The 6981-nt window shown below is 71.9% G+C and carries 5 protein-coding genes; all 5 read right to left on the reverse strand.

What is annotated here, in order from left to right; translation table 11 throughout:
* Positions 1 to 559: 6-phosphogluconolactonase (pgl, locus tag ACIQOV_RS19555; protein ID WP_401050002.1), on the reverse strand; the 559-nt coding region annotated here is incomplete at its 3' end.
* Entirely contained in the window at positions 556 to 1656 is a 1101-nt protein-coding gene (gene opcA / locus ACIQOV_RS19560) for a glucose-6-phosphate dehydrogenase assembly protein OpcA (RefSeq protein WP_380548955.1), read from the reverse strand. The genes pgl and opcA, both read right to left, overlap by 4 nt.
* Positions 1653 to 3242 carry a glucose-6-phosphate dehydrogenase gene (gene zwf / locus ACIQOV_RS19565; RefSeq protein WP_401050009.1) on the reverse strand — a complete coding sequence of 530 codons (1590 nt, stop codon included), beginning with the start codon at positions 3240 to 3242 and terminating at the stop codon, positions 1653 to 1655. Before zwf ends, opcA begins: the two co-directional genes overlap by 4 nt.
* A gap of 61 nt (positions 3243 to 3303) precedes the next feature.
* Positions 3304 to 4446 carry a transaldolase gene (tal, locus tag ACIQOV_RS19570; protein ID WP_380548953.1) on the reverse strand — a complete coding sequence of 381 codons (1143 nt, stop codon included), beginning with the start codon at positions 4444 to 4446 and terminating at the stop codon, positions 3304 to 3306.
* 89 nt (positions 4447 to 4535) lie between these two features.
* On the reverse strand, positions 4536 to 6635 hold the full coding sequence (tkt, locus tag ACIQOV_RS19575; RefSeq protein ID WP_401050006.1) for a transketolase: 2100 nt from the start codon (positions 6633 to 6635) through the stop codon (positions 4536 to 4538).
* Between the last annotated feature and the right edge of the window lie 346 nt (positions 6636 to 6981).

Genomic DNA, 6981 nt, shown 5'->3' on the forward strand with positions numbered 1-6981 from the left:
GGGGCTTGGGGGCCCCGCGCACGCCGACCACGGTCAGCTCGGTCTCCCGCACGCCCGGGTGCTCGGGGAAGAGCGAGGCGACGTGGGTGTCCGGGCCGACGCCGAGCAGCAGCACGTCGAAGGCCGGGACGCCGAGCCGGTCGCCCGGGCCGGCCGCCTTCGCCAGCTCCTCGGCGTAGCGGGCGGCGGCGGCCTCCACGTCCGAGCCGTCCACCCCGTCCGAGGCGGGCATCTCGTGCACCCGCGCCGGGTCGAGCGGGACGGCGTCCAGCAGTTCGGCGCGGGCCTGGACGGCGTTGCGCTCCGGGTCGGCGGCGGGCAGGAAGCGCTCGTCGCCCCACCAGAGGTCCAGCCGGCCCCAGTCGACCGCGTCGCGCGCCGGGGAGGCGGCGATCGCGGCCAGCAGGGCGTTGCCGTTGCGGCCGCCGGTGAGCACCACCGAGGCGCTGCCGCGGGCGGCCTGGGCGTCCACGATCCGGGTGATCAGACGGGCCGCGGCCGCCTGGGCCATCAGCTCCTTGTCCCGGTGGACGACGAGCTGGGGGGTCGCGTTGGTCATGCGTCGTCCTTGGCGGCGCGCTTGCCGGCGGCCTTCCGGGCGGGCTTCCGGTCCGCCGTCCCGGCGGTCACCCGGTCCGGGTTGGCCACGGCGGCCTCGGCGGCCTCCTCGACGGCGTCCTCGGCGACCTCCCGGGCGACCCTCTCCGCCGCCGCGGTCTCGGCGTTGGCCGGCTCGTGCAGCTGGTCGACGGGCGTGCGCACGGCCGTCGCGTAGATGTCGTCCGGGTCCAGGCGGCGCAGCTCCTCGGCGATCAGCTCCGAGGTCTCGCGCCGCTTGAGCGCCACCTGGCGGTCCGGCGAGCCGGGCATGGAGAGCGTGCCCAGCAGGCCGTCCGGGCGGTCCAGGGTGATGTCCCCGTCCTTGGTGCGCAGGTGCACCGCGGTGATGCCGGGGCCGTTGGTGACGACCCGCTCGACCGGCACGTGCAGCCGGTTGGTCAGCCAGAGGCCGAGCAGCTCGACGCTGGGGTTGTAGGACTCGCCCTCGACCACCGCGGAGACGATCGTGGACGGCCGCTGGTCCAGCGCGGCGGCCAGCATCGAGCGCCAGCCGGTGACCCGGGTCCAGGCCAGGTCGGTGTCGCCCGGGGTGTAGCTCTGCGCGCGCTGGGCGAGCTGGCCGACCGGGGACTCGGCGGTGACGGCGTCGGTGATCCGGCGCTGGGCGATCGAGCCCAGCGGGTCCTGCGCCGGGTGCAGCGGCGCGTTGTCCGGCCACCAGACGACGGTCGGGGCGTCCGGCAGCAGCAGCGGCAGGACCACCGACTGGGCGTGCGCGGCGAGTTCGCCGTGCATCCGCAGGACGACCGTCTCGCCGGAGCCGGCGTCCGAGCCGACCAGGATCTCGGCGTCCAGCCGGGTCTCGGCGCGGGCCCGGGGCGAGCGCCCGGCGCGCTTGATCACCGCGAGGGTGCGCATCGGGTGCTCGCGGGAGGCGTCGTTGGCGGCCTTGAGGGCGTCGTAGGCGCTGCCCTCGTCGGTCACGATCACCAGGGTGAGCACCATGCCGGCGGCGCCGGAACCGCGGGCCCGGCGCGCCTCCATCAGCGCGGCGTTGATCTTGCTGGACGTCGTGTTGGTGAGGTCGATCTTCATGGCCGGCGCCAGCTCCTGCCGTCTCGTGCGAGCATCTCGTCCGCCTCGACCGGGCCCCAGGTCCCCGCCGCGTACTGGGCGGGCTTGCCGTGGGTGTCCCAGTACTTCTCGATCGGGTCGAGGATCTGCCAGGAGAGCTCGACCTCCTGGTGGCGCGGGAACAGGTTGGCGTCGCCGAGCAGCACGTCGAGGATGAGCCGCTCGTACGCCTCCGGGCTGGACTCGGTGAAGGACTCGCCGTAGGCGAAGTCCATCGTCACGTCCCGGACCTCGAAGGAGGTGCCCGGCACCTTGGAGCCGAACCGCACGGTGACGCCCTCGTCCGGCTGGACCCGGATGACCAGGGCGTTCTGCCCCAGCTCCTCGGTCGCGTAGGAGTCGAACGGCAGGTACGGGGCGCGCTGGAAGACGACCGCGATCTCGGTGACCCGGCGGCCCAGGCGCTTGCCGGTCCGCAGGTAGAACGGGACGCCCGCCCAGCGGCGGTTGTTGATCTCCAGCTTGATGGCCGCGTAGGTGTCGGTCTTGGAGTCCGGGTCGATCCCGTCCTCGTCCAGGTAGCCGACGACCTCCTCGCCGCCCTGCCAGCCGGACGCGTACTGGCCGCGCACGGTGTGCCGGCCGAGGTCGGCCGGGAGCTTGACGGCGCTGAGCACCTTGAGCTTCTCGGCCACCAGCGCCTTGGGGTGGAAGGACGCCGGCTCCTCGATGGCGGTGAGCGCCATCAGCTGGAGCAGGTGGTTCTGGATCACGTCACGGGCGGAGCCGATGCCGTCGTAGTAGCCGGCCCGGCCGCCGATGCCGATGTCCTCGGCCATGGTGATCTGCACGTGGTCGACGTACGACCGGTTCCAGATCGGCTCGAACATCTGGTTGGCGAAGCGCAGCGCCAGGATGTTCTGGACCGTCTCCTTGCCCAGGTAGTGGTCGATCCGGAAGACCTCGTCCCGGGGGAAGACCTCGTGGACGACCTTGTTGAGCTCCTGCGCGCTCTCCAGGTCGTGGCCGAAGGGCTTCTCGATGACCGCGCGGCGCCACGAGGTCCTGCCGGTCCCCTCCTGCCCGCTGGCGGGCGAGGAGGGCGGGTCGGCCAGGCCGTGCTTCTTGAGCTGCTGGACGACGGTGGGGAAGAACTTCGGCGGGACGGACAGGTAGAAGGCGAAGTTGCCGCCGGTGCCCTGGGCCTTGTCCAGCTCCTCGATGGTCTCGCGCAGCTTGTCGAAGGCGTCGTCGTCGTCGAAGGTCCCGTGGACGAAGCGCATGCCCTTGGCGAGCTGCTGCCAGACCTCCTCCCGGAACGGGGTGCGGGCGTGGTCCCGGACGGCGTCGTGGACCTCCTTGGCGAAGTCCTCGTCGTCCCACTCGCGGCGGGCGAAGCCGACGAGGGAGAAGCCCGGCGGCAGCAGACCGCGGTTGGCCAGGTCGTAGATGGCCGGCATCAGCTTCTTGCGGGACAGGTCGCCGGTGACCCCGAAGATGACCAGACCGGACGGCCCCGCGATGCGCGGGAGCCGTCGGTCGGAGGGGTCACGAAGCGGGTTGACGGGGGTGGGCGGGAGATCGTCCGCGTCCGATTCCGGTGTCAACTCGGGGAAATCAGTGCTCACTTGATGGGCTCCGCTTTCGTGCGCTGGCTGTGAGCAGGGGTCACTTCTCGTCGGCGAAGGAAGCGAGCGAGGCGGTGACGGTGTCGAGCAGCTCGTTCCAGGACTGCTCGAACTTCTCGACGCCCTCGTCCTCCAGCAGCTGGACGACGTCGTCGTAGTCCACGCCGGCCGCGGCGATCGCGTCCAGCACGGCCTTGGCGTCGGCGTAGTTGGGGGCGATGGTGTTGCCGGTGACCACGCCGTGGTCGGCGGTGGCGTCCAGGGTGGCCTCGGGCATCGTGTTGACGGTGCCGGGGGCGACCAGCTCGGTGACGTACAGGGTGTCCGGCAGGGCCGGGTCCTTGACGCCGGTCGAGGCCCACAGCGGGCGCTGCGGCTTGGCGCCGGCGGCCTCCAGGGCGCTCCAGCGGGCGCTGCCGGCGGTCTTGCCGTCGACGCTGCCGAAGACCTCCTCGTACGCCTGGTAGGCGAGGCGGGCGTTGGCCAGCGCGGCCTTGGAGCGCAGGTTCCTGGCCTCGCCGCCGATCTTGTCCAGGCGCTTGTCGATCTCGGTGTCCACGCGGGAGACGAAGAAGGAGGCGACCGACTCGATCTGGGAGAGGTCCAGGCCCTTGGCCTTGGCGGCCTCCAGGCCGGTCAGGTAGGCGTCGATGACGGCCTTGTAGCGCTCCAGCGAGAAGATCAGCGTGACGTTGACGCTGATGCCCCTGCCGATGACCTCGGCGATCGCGGGCAGGCCGGCCTTGGTGGCGGGGATCTTGATGAAGACGTTCGGGCGGTCGACCAGCCACCACAGCTGCTTGGCCTCGGCCACGGTGGTGGCGGTCTCGTGCGCCAGGCGCGGGTCGACCTCGATGGAGACCCGGCCGTCGCGGCCGTTGGAGGCGTCGTAGACCGGGCGCAGCACGTCGGCCGCGTCGCGCACGTCCGAGGTGGTGATCATGCGGATCGCCTCGTCGGTGGTGACCTTGCGGACGGCGAGGTCGCGCAGCTGGCCGTCGTAGGAGTCGTCCCCGGAGCCGGCGATGGCCTTCTGGAAGATGGTCGGGTTGGTGGTCACGCCCACCACGTGCTTGTTCTGCACCAGTTCGGCCAGGTTGCCGGAGTTCAGCCGCTTGCGGCTGAGGTCGTCCAGCCAGATCGCAACGCCTTCGTCGCTGAGGCGCTTCAGTGCGTCAGTCATGGTGCTTCAGTCCCTTTGTTCTTCTGCTTCGTGGGGTGGTCGAAGGGCCGGGGCGCCGATGTGCGGTCGGCGGCCCCGGCCGGGTGCCGCTAGCGGTTGACGGCCTCGAGGGAGCGCAGGGCGTTGTGGGCCTCGGCCACCACGCGCTCGCTGGTGATGCCGAACTCCTCGAAGAGCACCTTGTAGTCGGCGGAGGCGCCGAAGTGCTCCAGCGAGACGATCCGGCCGTGGTCGCCGACCAGCTCGCGCCAGCCCTGGGCGATGCCGGCCTCGACCGAGACGCGGGCCTTGATCGACGGCGGCAGCACGCTGTCGCGGTAGGCCTGGTCCTGCTCCTGGAACCACTCGAAGGACGGGACCGAGACCACGCGGGTGGCGATGCCCTCGGCCTCCAGCACCTCGCGGGCCCGGACGGCCAGCTGGACCTCGGAGCCGGTGCCCAGCAGGATCACCTGCGGGTCGCCGGTGGAGGCCTCGGCCAGCACGTAGGCGCCCTTGGCGGTGCCCTCGGCGGAGGCGAAGACCTCGCGGTCGAAGGTCGGGACGTTCTGGCGGGTCAGCGCGAGGCCGACCGGGCCGGGGTGGCTGGTCTGGCGCTCGATGAGGGTGCGCCAGGCGACGGCCGTCTCGTTGGCGTCGGCCGGGCGGACCATGGCCAGGCCCGGGATGGCGCGCAGCGAGGCCATGTGCTCGACCGGCTGGTGGGTCGGGCCGTCCTCGCCGAGGCCGATCGAGTCGTGCGTCCAGACGTAGGTGACCGGCAGCTTCATCAGCGCGGCCAGACGGACGGCCGGGCGCATGTAGTCGGCGAAGACCAGGAAGGTGCCGCCGTACACGCGGGTCCTGCCGTGCAGGGCGATGCCGTTCATGGTCGAGCCCATGGCGTGCTCGCGGATGCCGAAGTGGATCGTCCGGCCGTACGGGCTCGCCGACTTCAGCGGGTTGCCCTCGGGGAGGAAGGAGCTGTCCTCGTCGATGGTGGTGAGGTTGGACTCCGCGAGGTCGGCCGAGCCGCCCCACAGCTCCGGGATCACCGCGCCGAGCGCCTTGAGGGTCTCGCCGGAGGCCTTGCGGGTGGCGACGTCCTTGCCGGCCGGGAAGGAGGGGACGGCCTTCTTCCAGCCCTCGGGCAGCTCGCCGGCCTGGATGCGGTCGAACTCGGCGGCCCGGTGCGCGTCGGCGGCGCGCCAGGCGTCGAAGCCCTGCTGCCACTGGTCGCGGGCGGCCTTGCCGCGCTTGATGACCAGCCGGGCGTGCTCGATGACCTGGTCGCTGACCTCGAAGGTCTTCTCCGGGTCGAAGCCCAGGACCTTCTTGGTGGCGGCGATCTCGGCGGCGCCGAGCGCGGAGCCGTGCGCCTTGGCGGTGTTCTGGGCGTCCGGGGCCGGCCAGGCGATGATCGTGCGCATCGCGATCAGCGACGGGCGGGAGGTCTCGGCCTTGGCGGCGGCCAGCGCACCGGCGAGGGCCTCGACGTCGATGTCGCCGTTGGCCTTCGGGGTGACGCGCTGCACGTGCCAGCCGTACGCCTCGTAGCGCTTGAGGACGTCCTCGGAGAAGGCCGTCTCGGTGTCGCCCTCGATCGAGATGTGGTTGTCGTCGTACAGCGCGACCAGGTTGCCCAGCTTCTGGTGGCCGGCCAGCGAGGAGGCCTCGGCGGAGATGCCCTCCTCCAGGTCGCCGTCGGAGACGATGGCCCAGACGGTGTGGTCGAAGGGGGACTCCCCGGCCGCCGTCTCCGGGTCGAACAGGCCGCGCTCGTAGCGGGCGGCCATCGCCATGCCGACCGCGTTGGCGATGCCCTGGCCGAGCGGGCCGGTGGTGGTCTCCACGCCGGCGGTGTGGCCGTGCTCGGGGTGGCCCGGGGTGCGGCTGCCGGCCACGCGGAAGGCCTTGAGGTCGTCCAGCTCCAGGCCGTAGCCCGAGAAGTACAGCTGGGTGTAGAGCGTCAGGCTGGTGTGCCCGGGGGAGAGGACGAAGCGGTCGCGCCCGACCCAGGACGGGTCCGTCGGGTCGTGGCGCAGGAATCGCTGGAAGATCAGGTACGCGGCCGGGGCCAGCGACATGGCCGTCCCGGGATGTCCGTTGCCGACCTTCTGGACAGCGTCCATGGCCAGGACCCGCGCGGTGTCAACCGTGCGCTCGTCCAGATCGGTCCACTCGAATGCGTTCGTCGGCGCAGTGCTCACCCTGTCTCAGGGCTCCTTCCATTGTGAAGAGTGACCCCGTGAATGGGGACCGGGTCGGCCACGGCGCTGTGGTCCCGACGCTGGGTGGTGCCGGTCACGGAGGGTAGATCCCGCTTCTGCGTGCGAGCCTACCGTCCGGGTCGGGGCTCACCCTCCGTGCTGGGACAACCGGCAATTCCCCCTGCAGATTCCCACCGGGAACGCCGGGAGGGATTTGTCCCAGACTCTCCCGAATCGCGGCTCCGCGCCGCTCCGGTGGTCAGGACGGGCTAGCGGACCTCCCCGGAGGCCTCCGGGGGCGTCGCCCGGGCGGTTCACCCGGGGGTGTGCGTTCCGCCTCGCCGGG

Origin of the sequence: Kitasatospora sp. NPDC091257 (assembly GCF_044757675.1) — a bacterium.
Classification (GTDB): domain Bacteria; phylum Actinomycetota; class Actinomycetes; order Streptomycetales; family Streptomycetaceae; genus Kitasatospora; species Kitasatospora lactacystinica.